The sequence below is a fragment of the Shinella sp. CPCC 101442 genome (assembly GCF_024704725.1).
Lineage (GTDB): Bacteria > Pseudomonadota > Alphaproteobacteria > Rhizobiales > Rhizobiaceae > Shinella.
Genome location: NZ_JALIQS010000011.1, coordinates 72,419 through 94,381, shown reverse-complemented (window position 1 = coordinate 94,381; position 21,963 = coordinate 72,419). Strand labels below are relative to the sequence as shown.

The 21,963-nt window shown below is 61.0% G+C and carries 37 protein-coding genes; 6 read left to right on the top strand and 31 right to left on the bottom strand.

The features are described from left to right. Positions 1 to 7 precede the first annotated feature (7 nt). The 4 genes from MUO32_RS26615 to MUO32_RS26600 all read right to left on the bottom strand — a co-directional run bounded on the left by MUO32_RS26615 (position 8) and on the right by MUO32_RS26600 (position 2,545). On the bottom strand, positions 8 to 439 hold the full coding sequence (locus MUO32_RS26615; protein WP_257951389.1) for a DUF4128 domain-containing protein: 432 nt from the start codon (positions 437 to 439) through the stop codon (positions 8 to 10). Positions 440 to 639: 200 nt separating this feature from the next. After that, entirely contained in the window at positions 640 to 1,062 is a 423-nt protein-coding gene (locus MUO32_RS26610; RefSeq protein ID WP_257951388.1) for a hypothetical protein, read from the bottom strand. Positions 1,063 to 1,151: 89 nt separating this feature from the next. Next, entirely contained in the window at positions 1,152 to 2,189 is a 1,038-nt protein-coding gene (locus MUO32_RS26605) for a phage head morphogenesis protein (RefSeq protein WP_257951387.1), read from the bottom strand. Continuing rightward, positions 2,189 to 2,545 carry a hypothetical protein gene (locus MUO32_RS26600; RefSeq protein WP_257951386.1) on the bottom strand — a complete coding sequence of 119 codons (357 nt, stop codon included), beginning with the start codon at positions 2,543 to 2,545 and terminating at the stop codon, positions 2,189 to 2,191. The genes MUO32_RS26605 and MUO32_RS26600 overlap by 1 nt, the downstream gene beginning before the upstream one ends. 87 nt (positions 2,546 to 2,632) lie before the next feature. On the opposite strand from MUO32_RS26600, the gene MUO32_RS26595 reads away from it, so the two are divergent. Then, complete coding sequence (locus tag MUO32_RS26595) at positions 2,633 to 2,800, top strand: Thivi_2564 family membrane protein (RefSeq protein WP_257951385.1); 168 nt, start codon at positions 2,633 to 2,635, stop codon at positions 2,798 to 2,800. On the opposite strand, the gene MUO32_RS26590 is transcribed toward MUO32_RS26595, so the two are convergent. Genes MUO32_RS26590 through MUO32_RS26550 form a run of 9 tightly spaced genes read right to left on the bottom strand, consistent with a single transcriptional unit; the run spans position 2,797 to position 10,574 of the window. Beyond that, positions 2,797 to 3,291, bottom strand: a complete 495-nt coding sequence (locus MUO32_RS26590; RefSeq protein ID WP_257951384.1) for a DnaT-like ssDNA-binding protein — start codon at positions 3,289 to 3,291, stop codon at positions 2,797 to 2,799. The two genes, MUO32_RS26595 and MUO32_RS26590, sit on opposite strands and share 4 nt — an antisense overlap. 48 nt (positions 3,292 to 3,339) lie before the next feature. Next, entirely contained in the window at positions 3,340 to 3,705 is a 366-nt protein-coding gene (locus tag MUO32_RS26585; RefSeq protein ID WP_257951383.1) for a hypothetical protein, read from the bottom strand. Between the two features lie 11 nt (positions 3,706 to 3,716). Further along, a complete protein-coding gene (locus tag MUO32_RS26580; protein WP_257951382.1) occupies positions 3,717 to 4,655 on the bottom strand; it encodes a DUF2184 domain-containing protein in 939 nt (312 codons plus the stop codon). Positions 4,656 to 4,667: 12 nt separating this feature from the next. Beyond that, on the bottom strand, positions 4,668 to 5,132 hold the full coding sequence (locus tag MUO32_RS26575; RefSeq protein ID WP_257951381.1) for a hypothetical protein: 465 nt from the start codon (positions 5,130 to 5,132) through the stop codon (positions 4,668 to 4,670). After that, positions 5,132 to 6,277 carry a DUF2213 domain-containing protein gene (locus MUO32_RS26570; RefSeq protein WP_257951380.1) on the bottom strand — a complete coding sequence of 382 codons (1,146 nt, stop codon included), beginning with the start codon at positions 6,275 to 6,277 and terminating at the stop codon, positions 5,132 to 5,134. Before MUO32_RS26570 ends, MUO32_RS26575 begins: the two co-directional genes overlap by 1 nt. A gap of 2 nt (positions 6,278 to 6,279) precedes the next feature. Continuing rightward, the gene (locus MUO32_RS26565; RefSeq protein WP_257951379.1) at positions 6,280 to 8,109 is read right to left on the bottom strand and encodes an anti-CBASS protein Acb1 family protein; all 1,830 of its coding nucleotides are present in this window, start codon (positions 8,107 to 8,109) and stop codon (positions 6,280 to 6,282) included. A gap of 7 nt (positions 8,110 to 8,116) precedes the next feature. Further along, positions 8,117 to 9,505, bottom strand: a complete 1,389-nt coding sequence (gene terL / locus MUO32_RS26560; protein WP_257951378.1) for a phage terminase large subunit — start codon at positions 9,503 to 9,505, stop codon at positions 8,117 to 8,119. Further along, positions 9,492 to 9,956, bottom strand: coding sequence for a DUF2280 domain-containing protein (locus tag MUO32_RS26555; RefSeq protein WP_257951377.1), 465 nt, complete (start codon positions 9,954 to 9,956; stop codon positions 9,492 to 9,494). The genes terL and MUO32_RS26555 overlap by 14 nt, the downstream gene beginning before the upstream one ends. Positions 9,957 to 9,980: 24 nt before the next feature. After that, complete coding sequence (locus MUO32_RS26550) at positions 9,981 to 10,574, bottom strand: putative metallopeptidase (RefSeq protein WP_257951376.1); 594 nt, start codon at positions 10,572 to 10,574, stop codon at positions 9,981 to 9,983. Positions 10,575 to 10,700: 126 nt separating this feature from the next. Here MUO32_RS26550 and MUO32_RS26545 point away from each other — a divergent pair, with 126 nt between their 5' ends. Together MUO32_RS26545 and MUO32_RS26540 are read left to right on the top strand one after the other, a co-directional pair. Continuing rightward, positions 10,701 to 10,931 (top strand): hypothetical protein, encoded by a 231-nt coding sequence (locus MUO32_RS26545; RefSeq protein WP_257951375.1) that lies wholly within the window; start codon positions 10,701 to 10,703, stop codon positions 10,929 to 10,931. Positions 10,932 to 11,065: 134 nt separating this feature from the next. Next, complete coding sequence (locus tag MUO32_RS26540; RefSeq protein ID WP_257951374.1) at positions 11,066 to 11,374, top strand: hypothetical protein; 309 nt, start codon at positions 11,066 to 11,068, stop codon at positions 11,372 to 11,374. Between the two features lie 372 nt (positions 11,375 to 11,746). On the opposite strand, the gene MUO32_RS26535 is transcribed toward MUO32_RS26540, so the two are convergent. After that, a complete protein-coding gene (locus MUO32_RS26535; RefSeq protein WP_257951373.1) occupies positions 11,747 to 11,965 on the bottom strand; it encodes a hypothetical protein in 219 nt (72 codons plus the stop codon). Positions 11,966 to 12,245: 280 nt separating this feature from the next. Here MUO32_RS26535 and MUO32_RS26530 point away from each other — a divergent pair, with 280 nt between their 5' ends. Continuing rightward, the gene (locus MUO32_RS26530) at positions 12,246 to 12,407 is read left to right on the top strand and encodes a hypothetical protein (RefSeq protein ID WP_257951372.1); all 162 of its coding nucleotides are present in this window, start codon (positions 12,246 to 12,248) and stop codon (positions 12,405 to 12,407) included. Between the two features lie 153 nt (positions 12,408 to 12,560). Here the strand turns inward: MUO32_RS26530 and MUO32_RS26525 are convergent, their stop codons facing one another. The 8 genes from MUO32_RS26525 to MUO32_RS26490 are packed head-to-tail and all read right to left on the bottom strand — an operon-like array spanning position 12,561 to position 16,578. Beyond that, positions 12,561 to 13,181 carry a transcription termination/antitermination protein NusG gene (locus MUO32_RS26525; RefSeq protein WP_257951371.1) on the bottom strand — a complete coding sequence of 207 codons (621 nt, stop codon included), beginning with the start codon at positions 13,179 to 13,181 and terminating at the stop codon, positions 12,561 to 12,563. Positions 13,182 to 13,207: 26 nt separating this feature from the next. Then, complete coding sequence (locus tag MUO32_RS26520) at positions 13,208 to 13,477, bottom strand: hypothetical protein (protein ID WP_257951370.1); 270 nt, start codon at positions 13,475 to 13,477, stop codon at positions 13,208 to 13,210. A 2-nt stretch (positions 13,478 to 13,479) separates the two neighbouring features. After that, a complete protein-coding gene (locus tag MUO32_RS26515) occupies positions 13,480 to 14,019 on the bottom strand; it encodes a hypothetical protein (RefSeq protein ID WP_257951369.1) in 540 nt (179 codons plus the stop codon). Continuing rightward, positions 14,016 to 14,621, bottom strand: a complete 606-nt coding sequence (locus tag MUO32_RS26510) for a hypothetical protein (protein ID WP_257951368.1) — start codon at positions 14,619 to 14,621, stop codon at positions 14,016 to 14,018. The genes MUO32_RS26515 and MUO32_RS26510 overlap by 4 nt, the downstream gene beginning before the upstream one ends. Further along, positions 14,563 to 15,417, bottom strand: a complete 855-nt coding sequence (locus MUO32_RS26505; protein WP_257951367.1) for a YdaU family protein — start codon at positions 15,415 to 15,417, stop codon at positions 14,563 to 14,565. The genes MUO32_RS26510 and MUO32_RS26505 overlap by 59 nt, the downstream gene beginning before the upstream one ends. Further along, positions 15,414 to 15,800 (bottom strand): RusA family crossover junction endodeoxyribonuclease, encoded by a 387-nt coding sequence (locus MUO32_RS26500; protein ID WP_257951366.1) that lies wholly within the window; start codon positions 15,798 to 15,800, stop codon positions 15,414 to 15,416. Before MUO32_RS26500 ends, MUO32_RS26505 begins: the two co-directional genes overlap by 4 nt. Then, positions 15,797 to 16,015, bottom strand: coding sequence for a hypothetical protein (locus MUO32_RS26495; protein ID WP_257951365.1), 219 nt, complete (start codon positions 16,013 to 16,015; stop codon positions 15,797 to 15,799). The genes MUO32_RS26500 and MUO32_RS26495 overlap by 4 nt, the downstream gene beginning before the upstream one ends. Continuing rightward, entirely contained in the window at positions 16,012 to 16,578 is a 567-nt protein-coding gene (locus MUO32_RS26490) for an MT-A70 family methyltransferase (RefSeq protein WP_257951364.1), read from the bottom strand. Before MUO32_RS26490 ends, MUO32_RS26495 begins: the two co-directional genes overlap by 4 nt. A 62-nt stretch (positions 16,579 to 16,640) precedes the next feature. On the opposite strand from MUO32_RS26490, the gene MUO32_RS26485 reads away from it, so the two are divergent. Next, positions 16,641 to 16,823: a hypothetical protein gene (locus MUO32_RS26485; RefSeq protein ID WP_050743133.1), complete on the top strand. Its 183-nt coding sequence runs from the start codon at positions 16,641 to 16,643 to the stop codon at positions 16,821 to 16,823. Between the two features lie 2 nt (positions 16,824 to 16,825). Here MUO32_RS26485 and MUO32_RS26480 read toward each other — a convergent pair whose 3' ends face one another. After that, positions 16,826 to 17,011, bottom strand: coding sequence for a hypothetical protein (locus MUO32_RS26480; protein ID WP_257951363.1), 186 nt, complete (start codon positions 17,009 to 17,011; stop codon positions 16,826 to 16,828). A 92-nt stretch (positions 17,012 to 17,103) separates the two neighbouring features. Between MUO32_RS26480 and MUO32_RS26475 the strand changes: the two genes are divergently transcribed. Further along, a complete protein-coding gene (locus MUO32_RS26475) occupies positions 17,104 to 17,352 on the top strand; it encodes a DUF982 domain-containing protein (RefSeq protein WP_257951362.1) in 249 nt (82 codons plus the stop codon). Between the two features lie 8 nt (positions 17,353 to 17,360). On the opposite strand, the gene MUO32_RS26470 is transcribed toward MUO32_RS26475, so the two are convergent. From MUO32_RS26470 to MUO32_RS26435, 8 genes are all read right to left on the bottom strand, one after another. Beyond that, positions 17,361 to 17,744 (bottom strand): hypothetical protein, encoded by a 384-nt coding sequence (locus tag MUO32_RS26470; protein ID WP_257951361.1) that lies wholly within the window; start codon positions 17,742 to 17,744, stop codon positions 17,361 to 17,363. Further along, the gene (locus MUO32_RS26465; protein ID WP_257951360.1) at positions 17,744 to 18,409 is read right to left on the bottom strand and encodes an HNH endonuclease; all 666 of its coding nucleotides are present in this window, start codon (positions 18,407 to 18,409) and stop codon (positions 17,744 to 17,746) included. Before MUO32_RS26465 ends, MUO32_RS26470 begins: the two co-directional genes overlap by 1 nt. After that, entirely contained in the window at positions 18,406 to 18,684 is a 279-nt protein-coding gene (locus tag MUO32_RS26460; protein WP_257951359.1) for a hypothetical protein, read from the bottom strand. The genes MUO32_RS26465 and MUO32_RS26460 overlap by 4 nt, the downstream gene beginning before the upstream one ends. Before the next feature lie 63 nt (positions 18,685 to 18,747). Continuing rightward, entirely contained in the window at positions 18,748 to 19,140 is a 393-nt protein-coding gene (locus MUO32_RS26455; protein WP_257951358.1) for a hypothetical protein, read from the bottom strand. Between the two features lie 343 nt (positions 19,141 to 19,483). Next, entirely contained in the window at positions 19,484 to 19,645 is a 162-nt protein-coding gene (locus tag MUO32_RS26450) for a hypothetical protein (protein WP_257951357.1), read from the bottom strand. Further along, positions 19,642 to 20,007 carry a hypothetical protein gene (locus MUO32_RS26445; protein ID WP_257951356.1) on the bottom strand — a complete coding sequence of 122 codons (366 nt, stop codon included), beginning with the start codon at positions 20,005 to 20,007 and terminating at the stop codon, positions 19,642 to 19,644. Before MUO32_RS26445 ends, MUO32_RS26450 begins: the two co-directional genes overlap by 4 nt. Further along, a complete protein-coding gene (locus MUO32_RS29435) occupies positions 20,004 to 21,239 on the bottom strand; it encodes a GapR family DNA-binding domain-containing protein (protein WP_374708727.1) in 1,236 nt (411 codons plus the stop codon). Before MUO32_RS29435 ends, MUO32_RS26445 begins: the two co-directional genes overlap by 4 nt. 3 nt (positions 21,240 to 21,242) lie before the next feature. Further along, a complete protein-coding gene (locus tag MUO32_RS26435) occupies positions 21,243 to 21,575 on the bottom strand; it encodes a hypothetical protein (protein ID WP_257951355.1) in 333 nt (110 codons plus the stop codon). Between the last annotated feature and the right edge of the window lie 388 nt (positions 21,576 to 21,963).

Genomic DNA, 21,963 nt, shown 5'->3' with positions numbered 1-21,963 from the left:
GTTTCGGTTAACGTTCTGGCCCGAGGGCTCGGTAATCTATCGTGACCGGAGTGTTGGTCCGGTCGACGGTTTGAATTGGTGGTGCAGACCAAGGCTCACCTACGATGGCGATGCGAACGCCGGACGCGACGAAGCGAGCATTGTTGAAATGGGAGATGATCCGCCCCGCGACATCGAGCGGCTTTATCAGGCCCTCATTCGCTCCCCAGAATACGGAGATTTGCAGCATCCCGTTCTTGAGCTGCGGCTCGTCGCCGAGCGTCAGCCGCTCCGTCTTGTTGGGTATGAATGTCACCGCCAGATAGTTCCTTGGCAGCACCTGCCCTGCTAGCGGGAACGGAACCCCAGGATGCGCAATTGGCAATGCCGGACTCAAGACGAGCGTTTCGAGGTGATGGAGAAGTGCGCTGAGGATGATTGCGTCCTCGCTGGTCGCCATATATCAATCCTCCATGCCAAAGCCGCCACTCACGAACGACGAAGTCTATGAACGCCTGCATGTGGCGCTTCTCGCCTTGGGCACTGACGGCGCCGCCACTGATCTGGGAAACACGACCTTGAAGACTGCCCGGCGGGCGATGGCGACGTTGCAAGCTGGCTTCCTCGCCGCCTCGGACAGGGCGGAAGATCGAAATCCGGCTATAATCGACCCTTCGAAGGGGAGCGAGCCTTCGCTTCGGCCACCGCCTCGGCCACGTTAGCCTTCCAGTTCGCTGAAGCTGCACGCGTCCAGCCGACCGGGGCTTGATTGTAATGTCTGCCGAGAGCGTCGACCCCGACGAACCCGTACTCAAGGCGCCGTGCATACTCCATCGTGTAGGCCGCGACGATGCGGTCACCAGCCACCGCGCCCGCGATCTGCAATTGCATGTAAGCGTCGGTGTACTTCCCCATCCCGTCCTTTTCTTCACGGTTAGCGACGGGAGGAGCCTCATTAACCAGAACAACCAGCGAGGCGCGCAAGAACCCGTCCTGATAGGGTACGGTGCGCTGCATCTGCGTGATCGTCTTCTGTGTCGCGAGCCGGAAAACAGCGTTCATCCGCTTCAAAGTTTGCTGCACCCAGGCATCGACTTCGCTTGCGAAGCGAGCCCTCCCCTGAGAGGCGCGGCCAGCGCGGGTGAATATGCCGGTAGTTGGCCCTCGCGCCATCAGTCGATGTCCGCGAGGAAGTCGATCTTCGTTTCCATCCAGCACCGGCAGTTTACTATTTCGCTTGGGCCGCCGGCCGGGTCTCCGGGATGGAGCATCTGCGCGCCCGAAATGGATTGGAACAGGTCTTTGAACCCAACCTGCTTTTGGTTCAGGTTGAGGTGCGTGTCGCGCGTGCGCTTATCGACGAAGGCATGCCAGACCTTAACGACCAGAGACTCGCTGACCCTGCCTTCGTTGATGGCTTGCTGCATAGCCGCCATCTGCCCCTTATTGAATGCGGTCATCGTTTCGGTGCGCGCGATGGTCTCGCCTCGCAGAAGAAGCAGGCTATCGGCGTAACGGGCCGTCATCTTTTCGATCATCTCCGCCGGGATTTTTTGCCCCGTCTCGATGGCCTTAATAATTGTCCTGTCGAACCGCTTGTCGCGGCGGGACATGCCGAAGACCTTTTCCAGCGACTTAGGATCCCCGGACGACAAGCGAAGCCGCAGGCTTTCGACATAGCGCGATTGTGGGGTGGTCAGCCCGACAATCCCACCTTCGCGTCGGCCAGTTACGCGGTTGATACGCCCAACGATATCAAGCGCCGTTCTACGAGGAGCGCGTCCGGCAGCAATCCCGTTGGCCAAGGCTTCGCGGATCGCCTGCCGCTGATCTTCGACGATGTTAGTGATCAGCGTAGAACTATAGAGCCGCAGCTCTTGCGCTGCGGTCGGATGCTCGACGTCAAACCTGAACAGCGCAGTCGAACCGTTGTTTTGGCTGACGCGCGGCACTCTCCTCGCCGCCTCGTTACCGCCTGCTTCAAACGTCTCGTCCAGCTCCTTTTTCAGGGGGCGAAAGGTCGATGCTTCGATGCCGAGTGTTTGAATGGCTCCCTCAATATCCTTTGCTTCAAGTCGGTCAACGATTTCAGCCAGACGGACGCCCGCTTTCAAGTTGTCGATGCTCTTTTCGAACGCTTTCCGAAGCTCAGGCTCCAATCCGTCGAGCAGCCCCCGAATGTGGTTGCCCTGAGATGGTCGTTTTGCCATTAGGCCCTGCCCTGAACTTCGTAGTAGACCACCAGCCCAGCCGGGTTGATCTGCTTAACGTTCTTGATAGCGAAGGTCTGCTCACCGACGCTGATGGTGTCAGCGCGATCGGGGGCTATGCTGAGGCCCTGCGTGCTGACATAGAGCAGCTTGTCGGTGCGAAGGATCAGCGTGCCGTCAATGGCGCGATCCTCGTAATCCATCACGACCAGCATGCACGGGTAGTCCGTTGGCGTCTGCACCGGGTCATACGACGGCCCGGACTGCACGAGGCGCGTCACGGTGCCCTGCTGGCCGAACTTGGCGATGAGGCGCTGCGCAGTGGCCTGCAGGCGAGTGTAGAGCGGGTTTGCCATTTTGCCTCGCCGCCCTTTCCTTTTGTATTCAACGCCATAGTTACGCCTTCACGGTGCAATTCAGCACCGACTTAAGGAGTTGGGGCATTGGCTACATCTGTTCTCATCAGCATTCTGATCACCTTCCTGGTAATCGTGCTGGTTCTCTATCTCATCGGTCGTCTGCCGCTCGACGGCCGCGCAAAGCAGATTGCTCAGGTGGTGGTCATCATCATCGGCATTATCGCGCTGCTGAAATACATCGCAGTGTTCTAAACGACGGCTATGCCCGGGAGGATTGGGCATAGGAAGGGCCACAGCAGCCCCTCAATGACAGTCACGACGGGCGTTGCCATGGCCACCATGTCAGCAACGCTCGTCGACGATGACGCTGCGTATTCGACCTCAAGCTGGCCGACCTTCTCGCGCTTGACCGTCGATGAGCCCGTGACCACCGGCGAAAGGCTACCGGGGTTGGTGAGCTCGAGGAATGCCGCCTCATAAGAGGCGTTCACGATAGCGACCGGAATGGTATCGGCCGGGATCGCCTCACCGTAGTAGGTGGTGGCACCAGTGCGAGGCCATGCCCGCTCCTGGGCAAAGCCGCTAGTGCGGCGCCCGCTAAACCGTGCTTCATACCGATCAATCACCAGAGAACCGCGCTGCATCGCCGCGTCCTTTTGGGCATCGGTCGTTCCATCGGGGAAGACATAGCCGGCCGCGGTCGCGTAGGTCGTGAAATCCGCTCTCGTACCGTATCCGGCCATGTCGTTCTCCTGGGGTGGTCACCCGGCGGTCGCGCGCCGGGCAAAATGTTAGGGCTGGGTTGCCAGTTCTTCGAGAGCGGCGATCATCTCGTCCTTCTTCGTCGGGGTCTTGTCGCCGAGGAGCTTCGTGGCCGCCGACTTAAAGGTCATGAACTGGACCGTCGGGTCATTGGCCATCGCAAGGACCTCCAGTGCCGTCTTGGGCTTGTCGGAACTGTCGGGCGCCGCCTTGGCGGTCCGCACTCCTTCGACCGTGAGGTGGCCAGCGTCCACCCATGCCCTTACGACGGGATGGTCCTCGACGGTTTCCCAGTCGGCCTGATCGACCTCAAGGGAAGCGCCGGCCTCGATGACGGGACCGCCCGGGATGCCGAAGCCACCGGGACGGGTATTCTTGATCGTGAGCTTGCTCATGAGCGTTCTCCTTAAATCCCGTCAAGGTAGCGAGCCGCACCCGGCCGGCGCCATTCAACGCCGCCGAAGCGGAAGATGCCCGGAACTTCGTACTTGAGAAGGCGCTGTTCCGCCTGGAGCCAGCGGAGCGGCATGGGAATGTGCACCTTCACCACGTCCGGCGTGCGGCGGTAGGCGACCATACGCTGGGTATTGCCGGCGCCGGCCGTCTCCAGACCGAAGACGGCGCGGATTTTGAGCGGCTGGCCGGTGCGGATGGTGTAGATGTTGACGCGCTGGATGTGCTCCAGAATCGTGGTGGTCTGGGTCGAGTCGAGGCGACGGGTCGCGATATAGGCATAGCGATCCTGGCTCAGCAGGAGCGTGTCGGCCTGCTCGATGCCGTTGGAGGCAGTGAACACGACGCCGAGCACGTCGTTGACGTCTTTAACGATCTCGTCGACCGTTTTCGTGGGCCACGTTGCCGTGCCACCTGCACCGTTGGGGGCAGTGAGCGCGGTTACTGAGGTCGAGTTCAGCAGGCCGGTGAGGCCGAGCTTGGAGCGGCCGAGGAAGCACAGGTTGTCGACGAACTGCTCGTACTTGCGGCGAGCAGCATCGGCGCGGGTACCGTCCAGGCGAATGCCGTACGCCTGAGCGTGGGCGAGTTCCTGGAGATTGTAGCGGTAACCGATGCCGGCCATGTAGACGCGGCTGTCGCCCTTATCGAGCTTGAAATCGACGAACGGAATGTCGTCGCCATCCGGCGCGAATTCGCGGGCCTGGCCGACATCATCACCCATTGAGAAGAAGTCGATATGCGTCGTCCAATCGGGTGCCGAATTGTCGACCGGCACCAATTCCCGGTACTGGAAGTCCGGATACTGGCGGGCGTAGATACCCGGCTCGATGTAATTCTGCGCGGTGCGCAGGAAGTTGAGCGCCAGAGCGGGCGCGTCGGTAGTGAACATGCTCGTTCTCCTTTACTTGGTGACGCCAAGGCGGAGACGTGCGAGCTGGTTCGTGGTGCTCGTGACGCTTGCCCATTCGGCATTTTCGATGAGTTGGTTCGCCGACGAGTTGGAGACGTTCGTGAACGTACCGGTCGGGGTCATATAGGCGGGGTCGCCCTGCGCGACGGCGACGAGAGCCGTGACCCAGATCGAGCCGGTCTTCATGACGCTGATCTGATCCAACGGCTTGTAGACCTCGCCGTTGGCGAACGGCAGCGTCCGGTCGACGACAGCGACACCGGCGAACTTGCCGATCGCTGCCGGCAGCGCGACGGTGTCCTCGGCGGTCGCGTAGATCACGCCGCGGCCGAAGGGGATATCACCAGACGACGCGCCGACGATCATCGACGTGATGAAGTGTGGCTCGGTGGTGGCGATCATGCCGGGATAACCGGCCGGCGTGTCGCGCGAGTAGGAGACGGTCGGGAACGCCATTATGCGGACTCCTTCTGGTTGCCCTGCCAGGCGTTGCGATCACGCTGCAGCATGGCTTCGTAGGCCTTGCAGGCATCCGTGATGGTGGCCGGGGTGGTGACGCCGTCGGCGACGGCGCGCGCGAACGGATCCGGGTTCTTGTTCGCGTCTTCGGCAAGGATGTCGAAGCGCGCATTGATGTAGGCGTCGGCCTTGCCGGCAATCGCGGCGTCGCCGAGCTTGGCGGAAACGACCGCCTTGCGGATGGCAGCGTCGGTCAGGCCTTCGGTCTTGACGTCCTTGGCAATCGACTTGGCGACGGTGATGAGATCCGCGCGGGCCTGCACCTTTTCGTCGAGAGCCTTTTCGTCGAGAACCTTGGCCTTGAGGGCGTCGATCTCGGCGTCTTTCTTGGCGAGGTCGGCGTCCTTGGCGGCGATGGCCGTCTGGTGCGCTTTCTCGGCGTCGGCGAACTTCGTGTTGGCATCCGCAAGCCGCGACTGCAGCGTGCTGATCACCGTGGCGCCCTGGTCGGTTACTTCGACCGGGATACCATCGACGGTAACCGTCTTCAGGGTCATGATCTTTTCCTTTTCGGGTTGCTGATCATTGGTGACAGGGGCGGCGCCCCACGCGATCGCACCGTCACCGATGCGAGCTTTGGAACCAGCCCGCGCCCGATCCACGATCGCGAGGTGGTTGATCTTGATGTTCGTCTGGGTGGCGTTGAACGCCTCACCGGTGGGCGTCACGCCGTCACCGAATACGAGCTCGCAGGTGTAGCCGGCCGAGAGTTCGCGCTTGCCCGTTTCAACCGCCTGGATGGCCGCAGCGTCCTTCAGGATCAATGGCAGGTGCACCCACTCGCCGTCCTTCTTGGCGGCCGTGCTGACCTCGCCGACGGCAAACTGCTTCCAGTTGTCGGCCGTCACGGCCTCTACCGGGTGATCCATCGTCACCGGGGCATGCGTGAAGCTCTGTAGGCTGGAATCGGCGAAGACCTGATCAGCGGGGCGGTAGACCCGAACGACGGACAGTTCCGGCTTGCCGACCTCGATGCCCGCGTAAAGCTGAATGCCCGTGCGGACAGAGCGAGCCTCGGCAATCAGATAGCCGTCTTCAGTCCGACGCGTTCCCGCGACGGTTACAGCGTCGGTGAATTGCATGGTCAGTCCCCGCGAAGCTCTTCGAAGATTTCCGGGCCGAGTTCGATCTTGCCGCGGAAAGGCTCGACGCTGTTCAAGTCAGGCCCACCAGCGGCGTAGCTGATGGTGATGTGCGGCTGGTAGTCTTCGCGATCGGAGGAAGCGCCGTTGCGCTTCATGTCCTCGTGCCGCCATGACAGGGCGCTTGACGCGAAGGAAAGTACCTTGGCCTCCCCGTTCTCGCCGAACGCTTCCATGAGCCGAGGACCGCCGGCCGGGATGGTCAAGCCACCCTTGCCGTTGTCCGACCAGTTGTCGCCCATCTTCATCCAATCGACAGGGGCGCGGCTGTAGGTGATGGTGACGTGCAGATCCGGGACGATGTCAATGAACCCCTGCGCTTTCGCCCATTTGACGATCTCAGCGGCGTTCAGGACGTCGCGACGAACATAGAGCGTGCGAGGCGCGGCGTCTGCCATGGGTGTCGTTGCCGGCTTGGCGGCTGCCTGTGCCGCGGCTGATGCTGCAAGCTCCTCGTCTGAGGGCTCCTGCTCGCTCAGCTTCCCATATTCCTCGATGGCCGCATCGAGGCCAGGCAGGACCCCATCCTCGACGAGGCGATTGACCAGAGCGTCCGATACGGCCTCGCGCGGGATGATCTCCTGCCCTGCCGTGGTGCCCACCAGCTGGCGGGCGGCGTCGGCCGTGGTCTTGAAGATGTCGGCCCGCTCCTTCTCGCTCATCTGCTCCAGCGGAGCCCAGCGATAGTGGACATCGGGATCAACGACACCGGCCGATCGCTCGATGCACTCGTCGAGGCCGGCCATGGCCGGCTGAAGCTCCAGTTCCTGCATCGACTGGATGCGGTCGTGGTAGTTCTTCATGTCCGAGGTGCCGGTCGAGTTCATGCCGGCGGGTGACTGACCCAGGAGGCGTGTAACCGGAATGTCTGCGGCGCCGGACACGATCTGCATGAAGGCCATGAGAATATCGGTCAGCCCGGCGAGCGACGCGCTCTTGGTGTCGTACTCCTCTTCCTTGTCGAGCAGCAGCGTTCCGTTGATGCCCTTTGACATATTGGCGAGGGTGTAACGCTCAATGATTTTCGAGCGATACACCTCGTTGTTCAATGAAGCCATGAAGTCGGGAATGCGGATGATATCGACCTTCGCCTCGAATACAAGAGACGCGATATTGCCGGCCGTGCTGTCCGCGTTCTTGATGGCGTCGAGCGTGGACTGGAGGACGCTGTCGCCCCAACCCTGCCATGCGTTCGTCGAGATCTCATCGTCGGCCGGCATCGCGCCGGAGAACAGCACCAGGCGCGACGGGTGGATGACGACCTGCTGGCCGTTGTTGCCTGAGAGGGTGTAGTCCCGCGGCTTGCCGTACCATTCCGATTCTGGATCGCGCTCAATCTCGCCCGCGCTCAGCTTGCGACGCGTGATGAGGTTGAGGTAGCGAATGCCACCCTTGCCAATGCGCTCGACCTCCAGCGGCTTCGACGGATCGCCGTCGCCCGTACCGATGTAAATCGCCGCGCCGCCGAAGAGCCGGGCCTTCTTCATGGCCTCCAGCACCTTGCCCTTAACGTTCAGGCGCTTCTCTTCGTTCTCGATTGCTTCAATCTGCGGCTTCTTCGCCTGCCAGTCGCGCCATTTGCGGCAGGCGTCAAGTGCAGGAATGTCCACGATCTTCCTCGGAAGCCATGCGGTGCTGTAGGCGGCGATCAGCTGATCGTCGGTCAACACCGTGTGGGCATAGAAGGTCGTCGCGGACTTGTCTCGGTCGGTGCCCATGCGGGACACCAGGCTCGTGAGGCTATCACGAGCGAAGGCGAGGATATTCCCCATGGGTGCCTCAGAGGTTGGCGAGCGTGAAGGTGCTCGCGTTCAGGAGCGCATTAAAAGCCCGGCTGGTGCTGTCTGCGTCGTCGTCATGCTTCGCCTCTGGGAAGCTCTCCAGCGCCGAGAACCAAGCGTTATTCCATGGCGCGCGCAGCACGAGGATGTTTCCGGCTTCGGCCTGCGCCGAGAACGGTGAGAAGCGCGTGACCTTGTCGCCGGATTCCGGTGTGGCCCGCACGTTGTAGCCGGCCAGCATCTTCGTCAGGCTCGTGACCTGCGATTTACCCGCCTGCCCCGGATCCTGCGGCAGCGATATCTGCGTTTCCTGTCCGTCCTGCGCGGCCGTGTTCTTGATCAGCGTCTCGACACCGCTTGGTGACAGGAAGTCGGTGACGTGGTGAGCCACGATGTACCGCCCGTCGGGCAACCTGCCGATCTTCGTCCCCGCCGTGGCGTCCGGGTCATTTCCTTCAACCTTTGGCGTGGAGGCCAAGTCCCAGCCACGCATCCAGCGCGCGCCGGCCGGAACCGCGTCGACCACCTCGCACCACCCGCGCTGAAACAGAAGCCCGGCCGCCGGCCTGATCTTCCAGTTGCCACCAAGTAGACGTTCCCGTTCGACCGTCGGCTGCGCCATGAGATTCGCAAGATAGCCGGGGTCTGCGACCATGAGCAGAGCGTTATCGCTGAGCTTGGCAGGGATGAAGGTAACCGACTTTGGCGGGATTGGCTCGCCGTTGAGGGGGTTGACGTGGTGAGCAAGCTCCTCTGGGCTGTCAGCCCAAACGATGGAATCCCCGATGCGGATGAACCAGCGAAGGACGCCGGCCCGTTCCGGGATCGAGAACCCGGTCTCCTGATCGATCCACCAGGCTATGAACTCAGCGACCCAGCTATCCGCATCGGGGTTGCAAGTCGCCCGAACGTAAGGACGGACGCCGCACATCGAGCGGTTTCGGCTGAGCATGTACCAGAACTGCTTCGCGCTGAAATGCGTCAGCTCGTCGAAGCAGATGAGCGGGATCTGAGACCCCTGCCAATTGTAGATCGTCTTCTCGTGTTCAAGGTGGGCGAACGCCACCCCTGCCCCGGAAGGAAACGTCCAGCTGAGATCTGGCGCCGATCGCGGGTTCGCGCTCAGGTGTGGATAGAGCTTCTCGCTTTCATCCCAGAGCCCGCCTTCGTTGCGGACCTGTGTCAGGTTGCGGCGAAAGAAGACCGCGCCGAATGCGGGATTGCCCACATGGCGCAAGGGCTCCATGAGAAGCGCCCATGTCTTCCCGCCACCCGCTGCCCCACCATAGATCGCGATATCTGCCGGCGACGAAAGAAAGGTTGTCTGTGGCCCTGGTTGCGGCCGGATGACCGTCTGGGCTGCCGCGCCCTTCTCATCCCCTGCCATTGTCGGGCAACTGGAAGATCGTCACCGGAGACACTGGCACCGGCAAATCCTTTCCGTCCTTCCCTGTCAGCTCGCGGCGATTGGTGTAACTGCCGCCGACTTCCTCGGCTGCCTGCTTGAGCAGCGACGAGGCGAGCACCATGTTGCCTTGCGTCTCTGCCTTATCGGCCATGCGCTGGAGCGCGCGCAGGCGGACGGCGCGGTGACTGATGGCAATCGACGCGGTATCCTCAAGGAAGGTCTTGCGGGTTTCCTCGAACAGTGCCTTCCAGCGGGCGGCGACATTGCGGCCCGCCTTCTTCGTCGGGTCATATGTCTCGACGAGCTGCGGGCTTAGTGTGACGCCGAAATCCTTCTTGACCGAGGCGACGACGACAGACGGCGTATCGAAGCATGCGAGCGCTTGAACCACGTAGGTTTGCTGTTCGCGCGTGAGTTTCGGTTTTACCATCGGTCTATCAAGGTGCCTTCAAGGTCAGGCGACGCGCAGGTTACAGGTCCCGCATGCATGCTCGATGTGAGCGCGGGCAACCTCGGGCGGTCGGCTGGCGGCGTCGATGAGTTCGCGCACACCAGCGGCGTCTGCCCCATAGCGACGAACCACACCGATGAACTGCTCCACGTCATGCCCGCGAATGGTGAAGACCGGGCGACCAGTCATGCTGTTGAACTTCGGGGCGCCGAAACTGTCGACGTCCTGGGCCGCGTGATAGAGCTCATGCTCGACCAGCGCCATGAACTCGGCGTCGCCACAGGCGGCGCAATAGGTGGCATCGAGCGTGATGATGAAGTCCGGAACGAAGCCGAACCATTCCGTGATCTGTTGTTCGATGCGGGCCTTTGCCCACTTTCCCATGGCGCCTTGTGGCGTTCCGGTCTCGCACTGGCCTATGACGCGTTTGCCCTTTCGGGTGTTCTCGACAGCGGCCCAGAGATAGCCGATGTGGGCGTCGGCCAGGTGAGCGTGCTCAGGGTTGGCGACCAGCGAGGCTTCGTCGAGGAATGTGACCTGCACCCACTCCGGCATGTCGGGCGCGGGCGTGAATGGCGTGCCGCCTACCCCGAACATGCTCTCTTCAGGTTGTGGGCGCTCAATCATGGCTTGCTTTCGGATCAGCGCTGCGCGAACTTCTCATGCCGGGCATTTTTCAGGACTGGCATGGGTCAACCTTGGGGGTATGGAATGGATACCGGGATGCAAGCTACCTACCAGGCAGCCCTTAACTCGTTCGCCGAACAGTTCCGCAGTGACCACATCAATGATGTCACTCGCGCTGAAAAACACCTTGACGAAATTGTCGAGCACTTCGGCTTGACGGACGACCCATTCGAGCAGGCCCGTGCAGTACTTCGAGGCGAGGCAACACGAGTTAAGCACCCCAGCGGGTTCGTCTTCGTTGGCAATGGGTTTCTTCCCTTGCCCTAGCCTAAATGGTCGCCTGAAGAGCGAAATGGCCCTGTCTCTACCCTCCACCGAGGGTACAGAGAGAAGCTTCTCTTTCAAATCGACCCTCGCGACCATGCGTTGTATTCTCAATGATAGCCGAGAGGAGGAATGCCATGACATCGATGGATGCAGAGTCCTATGTCGACAACGTCTTTGCACTGATCGAAGAGACTACGCTTCGCAATGTTGCCATTAGCGCCGTCTGCTCTGCATTGCTTGCCGAGTTATGCATAAGAGACAACGTCCCTTCCGACATAATGCTGACGAAAATTTTGTCCGGCGCCATAGACCTAACCAAAGCCAATGAAGCACATCTTGGTCATGTCGACGACACACCAGCAATGCGCGAAATTCGTGACATTCAACGAGCCGCGAACAAGATCATGAAAGTTCGAGCCCTGAAGAGCCCTTCTAGCAGGTAGACGAAAAGCCTGACCCTGAGCCCGGCTCTCGTTTCATGCATGCGGGGTTTAGGAGATACTTCGGTCGGAGAGAATGGGCATCTGGCTCTGGCGATGAAATGTGATCTCCTGGCGGGCTCTCTGGCGCTTATCGCTAGTTTCTAATGTTTGGGCGAACAGTCGCGGAACGATCAATGATCGGTTTACGAACCGGCGCGGTGCACTACACCATTTGGATGATGACGGCTCCAGCGATGTCGCCCGCCACGGTCTTGCCGCTGTGTGCACCAGCGCGGCAATCTGCTTGACCGGCCCGAAGGCTAACGTCTCCCGCCGAGGCGGGTTTTGTTACGGCTGTCCGTGTGGGGTCGGAAACCCGCAGCGGCTTGTGAGCTACCTAGCGGCAATCACATATCTGACGCCGCGGCCAATGCCATAAAGCGCGGCGGCGATAACGAAAAACACGACAACCTTTTCCAAGTCCCGCGAGCCGCTGCCCAACACAAGGCCAAGCGCCCCCATAGCGGCGGAAAGGATCGCGAGGCCAGTAAAGCCCCAGCAAACCACGTTTGCGAGGCGGGTCATCATGGGCGACGCGGTAGGCTCAGACATGGCAAGCTCCAATTGGGACGTTGCCTTATCGCCTACACCAGAAATCCTAACCGGATTGCAAACCCGGAGTTGCTTGCTGGGCTACCCTCCCGGCTTGGGCGCTGGAGCCGGGCGGCTTCATCCCCCAAGTGGCCACGGCTCCGAATGGTGCGGGGCGCAGTGGCTTCTCCTGGGTTTTCAGCTGGTTGCTATGTGAGCCTTGAGATCCTACATAGGGCCTATCGGCTTAGGCGCGCCTGGTGGCGCTCATGCCTTGCCGCAATCCCCTAGGAGAACCATCATGGCACAATCGAAAGACGCCTCGGCGTCTGCCCAGAATTATGATGCCAAGACACTGGCAAAGAAGCACCGGATTTCCGTTGAGGATGCCGGGAAGATCCTTGCAGACCATGGCTCTAATCGCAAAGCGGCAGACAAGGCCGCAAGACGTATAGCCGTCTAAATTGAATGCGGCGCGCTCAACAAAACGAGGCGCGCCGCTTCCTGCTGCCTGAATTTGGGCAATAGTTTTCAAGATGGTGGGGCGCCGAACTTCCCACGTGGGACCGGCGATACCGCTCTGAACATCCCATAAATCAGCCTTGTGGAACCACTTCTACACTGCTTCGGAAAACTCCGCAATATCAAGCTCTACGGGGATCAGCCCGTTCAACGTTTCAATCACAGCTTTTATGGTGTTGCGGCCGGTGGCGTCCGTGACGAAACCGCTCATGCCGGCAAGATATCCATTGCCGCCGACGGTGATGCGCCGCTTCTTCGGGAAAAGCGCCCTCGCCTCGCGGCGGGTCAGCTTCCGATTAAGCTGCTTTTCCTTCTGGATGCGGGCCAGCCGGCGGCGCTCCATCTGCTCGACCTCGCGCTCTTCAGCTTCGCGGATGGATTCGACCGATTCCGCGTTGATCCGCATCGGCATCCCGGCGACCCCGAGGATCGCGGAAACGCCTTCCACCTCGCCGAGGTCGTAGAAGCTGCGCGGCTTGTTCACGAACGAATAGCCGACCAAGAGCGGAAAGCGCTTCACGATGAACTCCTCTGTCTTGTGGTGGCGGATCTCGCGATAGGTCGACGGCATGAAAATGTCGAAGCCCGCGTCCCGCAGATTGCGCTCGATGATGAACTCGCCTTTGCGGTCGGCCGCCTCGCCTACCCTCGGCTTGGCCTGGCGCTGCGTTCCGGGACGGGTCTTCACAGCGTACCAACGTTCATTGCTTGCCATGGTCATGTTCCTCGTGTTGCCGCCGTTCAATTCGTAGTCAGTGCGTCGTCGATCATCGCCCGCCAGATGTCTTCGACTTCCTCGAGCGTAAGTTCGATGTCATCGCGCTCGCTTCGTACAAGCCCTTTCAGGATCATGTTCGTGGTCGGCTCCCGCAGCCCCGCAATCGCAACTCGCGCCATGGCGTGATAGTCGTCCTTGCGGTCCTGGTAGGCTTCCTCGCCGGTCATGCCGTAGTCGCCGCCCTCGTGGACGTGATTGGCGAGAGCCTTCGCTACTTCCTCGATCTTGCTCATCCTCACCCCTCCCCGCGGCAGAGGATCGAAACCCGCGGCATGGTGTGAACCTCGCCGGTGATGTGCGTCCGCTTGACGTGGTGTATGACGATGTCGTCTCCGAGAGTGGTTTCGCCTCGCAGCGCTCTCACTGGATCCGGCAGCCGGTGTTCGGGAAACAGATCGGGCCGCGTTGCAATGCGGGTGTACGCGGTGCTCGGCTTGACGCCGGTGATTTCAGCGATCTTGTTCGCGTTGGCGCCGCCCATCCAGAGACCTGCAGCCTGCTTGAGCCAATATTCCGGCACCTCGACATAGCTGCCGTCTTCCGACTTCTTGCCTGGGTTAAGCCGGCTCGGGAAACGGTCACGAAATTTGCTGGCGACGGCCGAGACACTTCCGCGCGCCACGCCAAGCCGCTCGGCAATGGCAGGGCCGGTGAATCCCTCTCCCCACATCTTCGCCGCAAGCGCGATCTTTTCTTCCGTCCATTCAAACGTGATCCGCTTCGCGGGGACGCCCTTCTTGGTGATATAGGTCTCGAGCTTGGACTCGACGTTCATGCGGCAACCCTCCCTGTGTCCTGCGCCCCCGGCGGCGCCCAGATTTCACCGATGGCCCAGAGAAAAATCGCGCCGGTCGGCAGCCCCTTCTTGACCCGGCCGACCCAGCTTTCTTGCGACGAGCAGTTTTCGACGAGATACCAACCGAGAAGAGAAAGCTCTTCGGCCCGCAACCGGGCGTCGGTCGTGATGTTCTTGAGGAGCTTGTGTTTGCCTGCCTTGATGCCAAGGGCGGCGTTCTCGCGGACCATCCTCGCCCGTTCGGACATGCGAGCCCTGTCGGCGCGCAGCGATTCCGCTTCGGCATTGGCGAGCGCCGCCAGTTCGGACGGGTTGGGCAAGAACGTGACGTGCTTCGAGTACCCGCCGCGCTTGAGCTTGATGAACGCTTTGCGCAGACCGTCGATCGGCGTTGCGGACAGCGCCTCGCGGTAGAGGTCGATCGCGTCATTCTCGCTAACGGCCGACGGGATCATTAGCCCAGCGTCGAGAAGCGCGTTGATGCACCGTGCCACCTCGTCCGGTCCGGACGGGGCGAGCTTTTCAGTGAGGGCGGTAATCTCGCTCTGGAAGGTCGATGACAGGGCCGGCATCGTCTGCATTTTCATCACCGTAGATTTCGCGTTTGACGTTCTGGCGGATGCGCTCATGGCGCTGCATCGCCGCGCTGGGCGGCTTGCCGGGCGGCGGCGCCTGGCCTCGGTGTTCCCATGTGCCGGCGGCCTTGCGCTTATCCATCGCGTCCTGAATGGCCGGGACGAAATAGTCCCAGGATCGCGCTGGACGGCCGAGGCGGGCGGCGACGGAGCGGACGGTCGGAAGGACGTCGAGGTCGATGTCAGCGCCTTGTCGGATGAGTTCCATCACCGGGCCGACGACGAAGCCGGCATGCGGCTGCATCTTGTCGCCGGCTGCGTCCCGCAATTTGCTTTCGAGGGATTGAGGATCGAGGTCAGGCCCAGCGCAGGATGCTGCTGCTTCGTTAGAAGCAGTAGCAGATAGGTTATCGGTTAAAGGTGGCACGCCCGTATCAGTGCTTTTGCTTTGCACATGCATTGCATTTGCATCTCGGGTTTGCTTTTTCCCCTTGCCGTGCCGTGCTTCTGCGGCCGAGCGGCGCTTCTCGATAATCTCGTCGGCTTTCGAGAGCTCCGCGTCGATGCGCTTGTGCGACCAGTCCGGGCCGAAGAGCATCGCGAGGATATCGCGGCTCTCCTCCCACTGCTCGACGGTGAGCTTGGCGATACGCGCAATGACGCGCTCGTTCGCCGGCAGACTGCCGTTCTGCCAGTAGTGCATGATCATGAGCAGGTAGGCGCCATGCTCGGTTGCCGTCAGGTGGCCGGTATCAGCGAGGTAGTCGGCGATGTGAAGCGGCATCCATGCGCGGTTGCTCATGACCCCACCTCAACCGCTTCCAGCATCGCAACAACGGCCGGTCCGCCGAGATTATCGTCCCACTTCGCCCTCACCTCTTCGGCGAGGCTGTCGTCAGACACGACGCCCGCCGCGACCAACGCGTCGGAGACGGGCTTGATGATGTTGTCGATGTCGCGCGCGCGCTTGGTGCACCAGTCGCGCTGGACGGCGATGTAGAGCCGATACGGGCCTTCGATCCTTCCCGGCCGAGCACCAGCAATTTCCCACGAAGCTGCTTTCTTCCAGGCGGCATAGGCCTTGCTCTTTGTGCTCTTGACCTTGCCGTCGTCGACAAAGTGCGAGCGCATGGCGTTGGCCGAGGGCGGCATATCGGTGATGGGGATGCGGATTGCGCCGGTCATCTTGCCCCGCCAATCTGCTGCCGCGCGCGCCGCAGGGTCTCGGCGACGACACGGTCACACCACCGGTTGACGAACAGCTTTTGCTCGTGGTCGAGCGGCTTGTTGTCCATCATCCAGTTCTTGAGCATGTCGGCGTCGGGGTGTGAAATCCCGAGCGCTGAAGCAAGTTCAGGTACATCGGGGCCGTGGGCGCGGAAAGCTGCGGTGAACGTCATGCCGCCACCTCGTCGAACTTGGTCGCCTCGTTGCCGAAGCTGTGCCAGCCGTCGCGGCTTTCACGCGCGAAGACGTCGGCCCGACGGGCATGAGGCATTACCCGATCGCAGAGGGCATAGAACTCATCCGGCTTGCGGCTATGCTCTCGAGCGATTCCGTCAAAGATCGTCTGCGGAATGCTGGCCTGCTTCGGGTTGCCGAGCGTGGCAACCACAACGACCTCGCCAGTCGTGCGGACGCGATAGCCAGTGCCCATGCGGACCTTGCCGGCGGGCGTGGTCTTTCGCCATACGAGAACAGACTTATACTCGAAGCCCCATGCCTTCACGCAGTCGATTGCCAAGGGGAGCTGCGGTGCGGTGGCCCAGCAATACAGAAGGCAATTCATGGAGGCGAGAGAGCCAACGGGCAGCTGCCGCACGTCGTCGTCGCGCATCAGCTCGTATTTCGCGAGCGCCGACTTCTTCGCACCTTCCTTGCTATAGAGGTCGAAACCCCACGGTGGGTCGATGACGATGTGCTCGTAGTGAAGCGGGAGCAGCGGATCGAAGAACCACGTCATGCCGCCACCTCGTGGAACATTTGCCGGCCTGCGCCGGTTGCGTATCCGTAGAGGAGAGCGATATGGCCAATGACCCAAACGATCCGAAGAAGCCCCTGGAAGTTCCTCCGGAAGAGACTCCAGACGATCTGCCGGACATTCCGGAGCGTCCGATTGAAGAACCGGGACCCGATGTCGTTCCGGAAGAGGCACCGGATGTCACGCCCATACCGGGAGAGGAGATTCCGTCGAAGATGATCCGTTAAGGTCATGCGCTCGCCCTCCTGTTCTCAAGGGCGGCGACTTCGGCCTTGAGCCGGCCCAGCGTGCGGCTCAGCGTCTCAATCCGTTTGCGCTTCACGCCGTTGTCGGCGCGGTTCATCGAGTTCCGGAGACGGAAGATTTCCTGCTCCTGCTCTTTGATCTCTTCCTTGAGGAGGTCGACTTCGGTCATGCCGCAAACCTCATAAAAATTTCATAGAATTGACACGGAACCACCCGCACACGATCTGCATTCTTGGCCCCGAACAAACAGGGAAATACGAAATGCTTTCTGTGACTTGGGACCGCGCTCTTGCTATTCTCCTTCCGGGTATGCCCCGTGCGATGACGATCAGTTGCGCTCGAAACGCCATGTTCGTTCTGGCCGAGAAATGGCCGGTGACCTACGGCCGCGCGTTCCAGCGGGCTCTTGCGTTCTGCGCCCGCGCCATGGAAGGCAAATGCTCCCCGTCGCGTGCTCGACTGGCGTTCCTTGCCGCTGCTCGCGAAGCGAATGTGGTTGTAGAGGCGTGAGACCAGGGTCATTGGAACGCCCTCGCGTCATCCTTGAGAGAGACAACCCACTTGCGGATGAGAGCAACATCGGTCGTGTCTCGATCGCCGAGGCCGCGTTCTAGCTCTTCGCAAGCATAGAACAGCGCGTCCTCGCGGGTTTCAGCGAACTTGCCCCACTTTGCGCCTACTCGATAAGCGCCGCCGCCCATGTCAGCGTTGTAGCTGGTCGACCACATCCAAAGCCCATTGCTGTGACGGTGGATCTCGATCTCGGCCCGGTCCCAGGCCATGCGCGGGTGCGGCAGGCGGAACGTGAAGTCGGGATCATCGCGAACGACAGGTCCGTCGGAATCGACGGCGATGCGAACCGGTGGCCGTCGGAGAGCGTCGAATAGGCCAAGCTGGTGCATCACACGGCTCCGCCACGCCTGCGGCCCAGCTCGCTCGCCTTTTGGTCCAAGCGTGCCATGGTCATCAGGACTGGCTTAAGCTCTTCAGGCGCCGTGTCGTAAGCCATCACTCGGGTCGCGCGCCCGCCGTTGAGCCTCGGAAGGACACCCCGTGGAACTGCGATCCAGTTTGTGGGATCGGTATTGAGCCGATCGCCGTCCAAGCACTTCAGGCAATGCCCATCCGGAACGGAGCCGTTGAGCTTTTCCCAAAGATGGAGGTGCTTTAGAGCATAGCGGCGCTCGTATCCGGTGTGAGGGTTTTGCTCGTCGACACTGATCTCAACGTAACCGTCCTTCGACACACGCTCATGACCGAGGAACTTCGTGTTGTGCGGCAACTGGCCAGATTTAAACTGGGTGCGCTGGGCGTTCGGGTGCCGGCCGCCTTTCCCAGGCGAGCATTTCTTACCCTTGTTGAAGGGCTCCTGCCCTTTCGAGAAGCAGCCAGTTCTTCCAGTCTTCCAGCTCCGGCGCTTGCGCAGCGCATGGAGGTTCGCAGCGGTGACGTCATCGCGGCCGAACTCTTTCACAAACTCCGCGTGATAGTCACCGATGACGAGGGCTTTGTTCTCTTCGAGCCAAGCCATTTCAGCATCACTATAGAGGATGTAGCGGCCCTTCATTTTTCGCTCCCGTCGGCGATGGCTTTTCCCTCTAGCGTGTCGGGCTGGCGGAAGATCGTCGGGAGCATCGGCTTGAACCGGTCGCCGTGATTGGCGACGAGAGTTGCAGCCTTAAGCGAAAGGTCCGAGTTGCGGATCAGCTGTTCGCTCACCGCCACGATTGCATCGGTCCGCTTCACCTCAGTCTCGATTTGCTCAGCCGTCAGGTTCTCCTCGGAAAGACGCTCGAGCTGAGAAAAGAGATGATTGTTGAGGTCGATCAGCCTGTTCTTCATTTTCCATCCTCCTGGTTGTCGCAAAGCTCCGGGCAAATCCACTCGGCGGCCCAAGCGGCCTTGTCACGAAGCCACATCGCAATCGTGTGTCTGCGCTCGAAGCTGAGCCATCTGGCGAAGGCGGGAGGTCTTGGCGATGTATTCTGCATGTTCATTCCTCGCTGCCCGCAGTGCCTCGGCTGTCTCGTAAAGCTCGACCATCTGGAAGTGCTCGACCACCTTGCTTTCCTTGTAGCGCCAGGCCTTCAGCCGTCGCTCCGTCCATCTGTTTTCGGGGTCGTCGCGGTGCGGGAAGCGCTTCGAAAGCTCACGGAACGCAGTAAGGAGCATGTCACCGACGGGGCGCCTGCGTCCTCCGATCTGCTCGACAAGAAAATTTGCCGTGGTTACGTCAGCCATTTTCGTTGCATTTCCCTGTTTCAACTTTTCCGATTTTCCGGACAACTTTTCCGACATTCCCGAATTCCTTTCGTTCATCTTGTCCTTGTCGAAAGGAGCTTCCGATGAACTTCAGGAGCACTCACAATGGTGACGGGGAAGGTCTATCGCTTGCCGGCGATGTGTTGCCTTTCCCGTCTCCGGCCCGCCGCGCTGGGCAAACCGCTAATTCAACATCCCCTGGCTCTTCCGCCGCATCTGCCGGGGATCAGGAGGGCGCCGGGGTATCCTCGGCTTCGGTGCCCTCACTTTTCATTCCGGTCGGGATGGCCGCGCACGCTGTCGTGATGAAGCTGCAGGGCGGCTTTCCGAAAATCAGGGTGAGCGGGCAGCTGGGAGGGGGAAGCCGCCCGCTCGATGATCAGCGGGAGGGGGAAGACCGCTGACCAAAGTGGCGCTGGTCGCCTTCGACGGCGCCAGACTGCTCGTTCCGCTCGTCGTCGCGGCCAGCCCAGATAAAGAGCAAGGCACAGGCGCCGGAGAGGATGGTGAAGGCGATGATCAGCCAGACGATCCAGCTCATGCCGCCCTCCTCTTCAGAGGCTCAAGACCGTCTTTCTGGCGCAGCCCATCAACGAACTCGATCACCTTCGACCAGCCGATCGACTTCGGACGACCGCGCTGGCCCGGGGCTTTGATGATGTAGGTTGAGGCTCTGCCGTAAGTGGTGAGCGTGTAGTCCCGCTCTGCGAGGAAGGTCTTCACGGCGAGGTAGTCGCCTGACGTTCCGGCATCGAAGCGGCGAACACCGTTGCGCGCCACGTAGGCTTTCACGATTTCCGAGACTTCGGCGCGGGCGGCCTGCTTGCGCCCGATGCCGTCGGTGCCTTCGACGATACGCTGCGCTACAGCGTCATATCCGGTTGAGAAACGAATTGCCCTCACGCTACGTCCTCCAGAGCTTCGGCCAGCCCGAAAGCGGCCATGATGTCGTCGGCACGGTGCGGGGATTCCTTCGCCAGTTCGGCGGCGATCTTCTTTTCCTGCGCCGGGGTGAAATTGCGGGCGGCGCGCTGCCACTCGATCAGGTCGAGGAGCAGGTCATTCCCGGTGTATTCCTGGACCGGGTACGCGAAGCCGTATTTGCGGGCGATAGCGTAGCGAGCAAAGCCGTCAATGATCACGTTGCCCTGACGGATGATCGGCTGGCGCACTCGGCTGGCGGCGATGTCCTTCTCAAGACGCTCGTACTCAGCCTTGGAATGATCCGGGAAGCAGCTTGCGAACGGCAGGCGCTTCATACCGGTCGGCGGCACGTATTCCATGACGATGCCGTCGGCGGGGAGAGCGGTATTGGCAGCGCCCTCCCCTGTGTTCGAGGTCGGGTCCGCAAGACCTGCGCGCGGTGCGCTGCTCTCTACATCGGTGCCTCCTGTGTTGGCGGCGGCGCGATCTCGTTCTACCGCCTCATCAAGGTCGGTCTCGCGCTCGTCGCTGGTTGGTTCCGTCGCTTCGCCTTGAGTGGCGACGGTGGCTTTCTCGGAAATGGCGACGGTTCCGCTCTCGGTACCGACAACTGTCACGCACTCGTTTTGCACTGTTGCCTGAGCATTCGCGCCCTCATGCTGGGAGTGTACGTTAACCCGCTGCTCCGTTGCCGTTTCCGGCGAATGGGGTACGACGCTTTCTTCGGCCTCGCGCGTCGTCAGCGAGGAAGGAGCGGAGGGGGAGCCGCCCGAACTGGTGATCGCTTCCGCCTCTTCACGGTCGGTCATGATGTTGATGACGGTCAGGAGCGCGGCACGGCCGGCTTCGGTCTGCGTGCCGTCGACAACCTGCTTGATCAGGCGCGGGTTGGCGTCTTCATCATCGACGAACTCACCCGTGATCGGGTCGAAATCTTCCTCATGCGTGTGCGTGGCAACGGGCGTGCCAGATGCGCGGTGATAAGCCGACAGGTAGGTTTCAAAGATGGATTCGGCTTCATCAACTGCGTCAGCGCCGGACTTCGCGACCTTGCGCAAATGGGCGACGAGCTTGCCCATGACGGTCTTGTCGTAGCCTTCGCCCTTAGCCTCGGCGTAGACTTCGCGGATATCGTCACCGATCGTGTCCTGCTCTTCCTTGAGGCGGAGGACGCGGTCGATGTAGGCCTTGAGTTTCTTGTCGGCGCTCATGTCTCAGCCCTCCGCTTTCGGAGCGGCGGTGAATTGCCCCTCCAGAACGCTCAGGAACTGGTTGAGCGCGTTGTGGCCGGTACGGCGCGGGTCGAAACGGATTTCAACCTTGCTGTCATCGATGCTGTGGGGAAAATCGACCAGCGCCTCGATGATCTTTTTGCGCGTCGTCTGAGTCTTATTCTCCCTCTCCGCCATCACGGCGTCGTTGATCGCCTTGGAAAGGAAGATCGCCTTCTCGCGGCCTGTCGTGCCCTGCATTTGACGCAGCTCGACGACCAGCAGCAAGGCTCGTTGAATTTCTTCTTCGTGGATGGTGTGGGTCTCGGTGCTCATGCGGCGGTCTCCTCAGTGCGTGGGAGGAAATCGTCAGCGCAGAGTTCAAGGCCACGCTCACGGGCTGCAGCAATAAGAAGGGGAAGGTGCTTAAATGGGATTATCCCACCAGTTCCACCGTCCTCCTTCTTGCGAGCCCAGTTCGATACGCGCGTGCGGTGGACACCCGCGATGTCCGCGACCTTGTTTGGTCCACCAAGTCTGTCGATGATGCTACGTGCAGGTTCCATGCCCTTTTGTAGCCATTATCGCTACATCATGCAAGCTGTTTTGTAGCGATGTTCGCCACAGACTTGTACGAGAGGACCCGTTACACATCTCGCATGATCTCAACTTGGCTCTTGGAAGCGATGGCCCATAAAGGGTGGACGCAATCGGAATTGGCCCG

Bases quoted from the DNA above. Each gene is read 5' to 3' on its own strand.
- MUO32_RS26615 (WP_257951389.1), bottom strand. From the start codon at position 439: ATGGCGACCAGCGAGGACGCAATCATCCTCAGCGCACTTCTCCATCAC.
- MUO32_RS26605 (WP_257951387.1), bottom strand. From the start codon at position 2,189: ATGGCAAAACGACCATCTCAGGGCAACCACATTCGGGGGCTGCTCGAC.
- MUO32_RS26600 (WP_257951386.1), bottom strand. From the start codon at position 2,545: ATGGCAAACCCGCTCTACACTCGCCTGCAGGCCACTGCGCAGCGCCTC.
- MUO32_RS26590 (WP_257951384.1), bottom strand. From the start codon at position 3,291: ATGGCCGGATACGGTACGAGAGCGGATTTCACGACCTACGCGACCGCG.
- MUO32_RS26585 (WP_257951383.1), bottom strand. From the start codon at position 3,705: ATGAGCAAGCTCACGATCAAGAATACCCGTCCCGGTGGCTTCGGCATC.
- MUO32_RS26580 (WP_257951382.1), bottom strand. From the start codon at position 4,655: ATGTTCACTACCGACGCGCCCGCTCTGGCGCTCAACTTCCTGCGCACC.
- MUO32_RS26575 (WP_257951381.1), bottom strand. From the start codon at position 5,132: ATGGCGTTCCCGACCGTCTCCTACTCGCGCGACACGCCGGCCGGTTAT.
- MUO32_RS26570 (WP_257951380.1), bottom strand. From the start codon at position 6,277: ATGCAATTCACCGACGCTGTAACCGTCGCGGGAACGCGTCGGACTGAA.
- MUO32_RS26565 (WP_257951379.1), bottom strand. From the start codon at position 8,109: ATGGGGAATATCCTCGCCTTCGCTCGTGATAGCCTCACGAGCCTGGTG.
- terL (WP_257951378.1), bottom strand. From the start codon at position 9,505: ATGGCAGGGGATGAGAAGGGCGCGGCAGCCCAGACGGTCATCCGGCCG.
- MUO32_RS26555 (WP_257951377.1), bottom strand. From the start codon at position 9,956: ATGGTAAAACCGAAACTCACGCGCGAACAGCAAACCTACGTGGTTCAA.
- MUO32_RS26550 (WP_257951376.1), bottom strand. From the start codon at position 10,574: ATGTTCGGGGTAGGCGGCACGCCATTCACGCCCGCGCCCGACATGCCG.
- MUO32_RS26545 (WP_257951375.1), top strand. From the start codon at position 10,701: ATGCAAGCTACCTACCAGGCAGCCCTTAACTCGTTCGCCGAACAGTTC.
- MUO32_RS26540 (WP_257951374.1), top strand. From the start codon at position 11,066: ATGACATCGATGGATGCAGAGTCCTATGTCGACAACGTCTTTGCACTG.
- MUO32_RS26535 (WP_257951373.1), bottom strand. From the start codon at position 11,965: ATGTCTGAGCCTACCGCGTCGCCCATGATGACCCGCCTCGCAAACGTG.
- MUO32_RS26530 (WP_257951372.1), top strand. From the start codon at position 12,246: ATGGCACAATCGAAAGACGCCTCGGCGTCTGCCCAGAATTATGATGCC.
- MUO32_RS26525 (WP_257951371.1), bottom strand. From the start codon at position 13,181: ATGGCAAGCAATGAACGTTGGTACGCTGTGAAGACCCGTCCCGGAACG.
- MUO32_RS26520 (WP_257951370.1), bottom strand. From the start codon at position 13,477: ATGAGCAAGATCGAGGAAGTAGCGAAGGCTCTCGCCAATCACGTCCAC.
- MUO32_RS26515 (WP_257951369.1), bottom strand. From the start codon at position 14,019: ATGAACGTCGAGTCCAAGCTCGAGACCTATATCACCAAGAAGGGCGTC.
- MUO32_RS26510 (WP_257951368.1), bottom strand. From the start codon at position 14,621: ATGCAGACGATGCCGGCCCTGTCATCGACCTTCCAGAGCGAGATTACC.
- MUO32_RS26505 (WP_257951367.1), bottom strand. From the start codon at position 15,417: ATGAGCAACCGCGCATGGATGCCGCTTCACATCGCCGACTACCTCGCT.
- MUO32_RS26500 (WP_257951366.1), bottom strand. From the start codon at position 15,800: ATGACCGGCGCAATCCGCATCCCCATCACCGATATGCCGCCCTCGGCC.
- MUO32_RS26495 (WP_257951365.1), bottom strand. From the start codon at position 16,015: ATGACGTTCACCGCAGCTTTCCGCGCCCACGGCCCCGATGTACCTGAA.
- MUO32_RS26490 (WP_257951364.1), bottom strand. From the start codon at position 16,578: ATGACGTGGTTCTTCGATCCGCTGCTCCCGCTTCACTACGAGCACATC.
- MUO32_RS26485 (WP_050743133.1), top strand. From the start codon at position 16,641: ATGGCCAATGACCCAAACGATCCGAAGAAGCCCCTGGAAGTTCCTCCG.
- MUO32_RS26480 (WP_257951363.1), bottom strand. From the start codon at position 17,011: ATGACCGAAGTCGACCTCCTCAAGGAAGAGATCAAAGAGCAGGAGCAG.
- MUO32_RS26475 (WP_257951362.1), top strand. From the start codon at position 17,104: ATGCTTTCTGTGACTTGGGACCGCGCTCTTGCTATTCTCCTTCCGGGT.
- MUO32_RS26470 (WP_257951361.1), bottom strand. From the start codon at position 17,744: ATGCACCAGCTTGGCCTATTCGACGCTCTCCGACGGCCACCGGTTCGC.
- MUO32_RS26465 (WP_257951360.1), bottom strand. From the start codon at position 18,409: ATGAAGGGCCGCTACATCCTCTATAGTGATGCTGAAATGGCTTGGCTC.
- MUO32_RS26460 (WP_257951359.1), bottom strand. From the start codon at position 18,684: ATGAAGAACAGGCTGATCGACCTCAACAATCATCTCTTTTCTCAGCTC.
- MUO32_RS26455 (WP_257951358.1), bottom strand. From the start codon at position 19,140: ATGTCGGAAAAGTTGTCCGGAAAATCGGAAAAGTTGAAACAGGGAAAT.
- MUO32_RS26450 (WP_257951357.1), bottom strand. From the start codon at position 19,645: ATGAGCTGGATCGTCTGGCTGATCATCGCCTTCACCATCCTCTCCGGC.
- MUO32_RS29435 (WP_374708727.1), bottom strand. From the start codon at position 21,239: ATGAGCGCCGACAAGAAACTCAAGGCCTACATCGACCGCGTCCTCCGC.
- MUO32_RS26435 (WP_257951355.1), bottom strand. From the start codon at position 21,575: ATGAGCACCGAGACCCACACCATCCACGAAGAAGAAATTCAACGAGCC.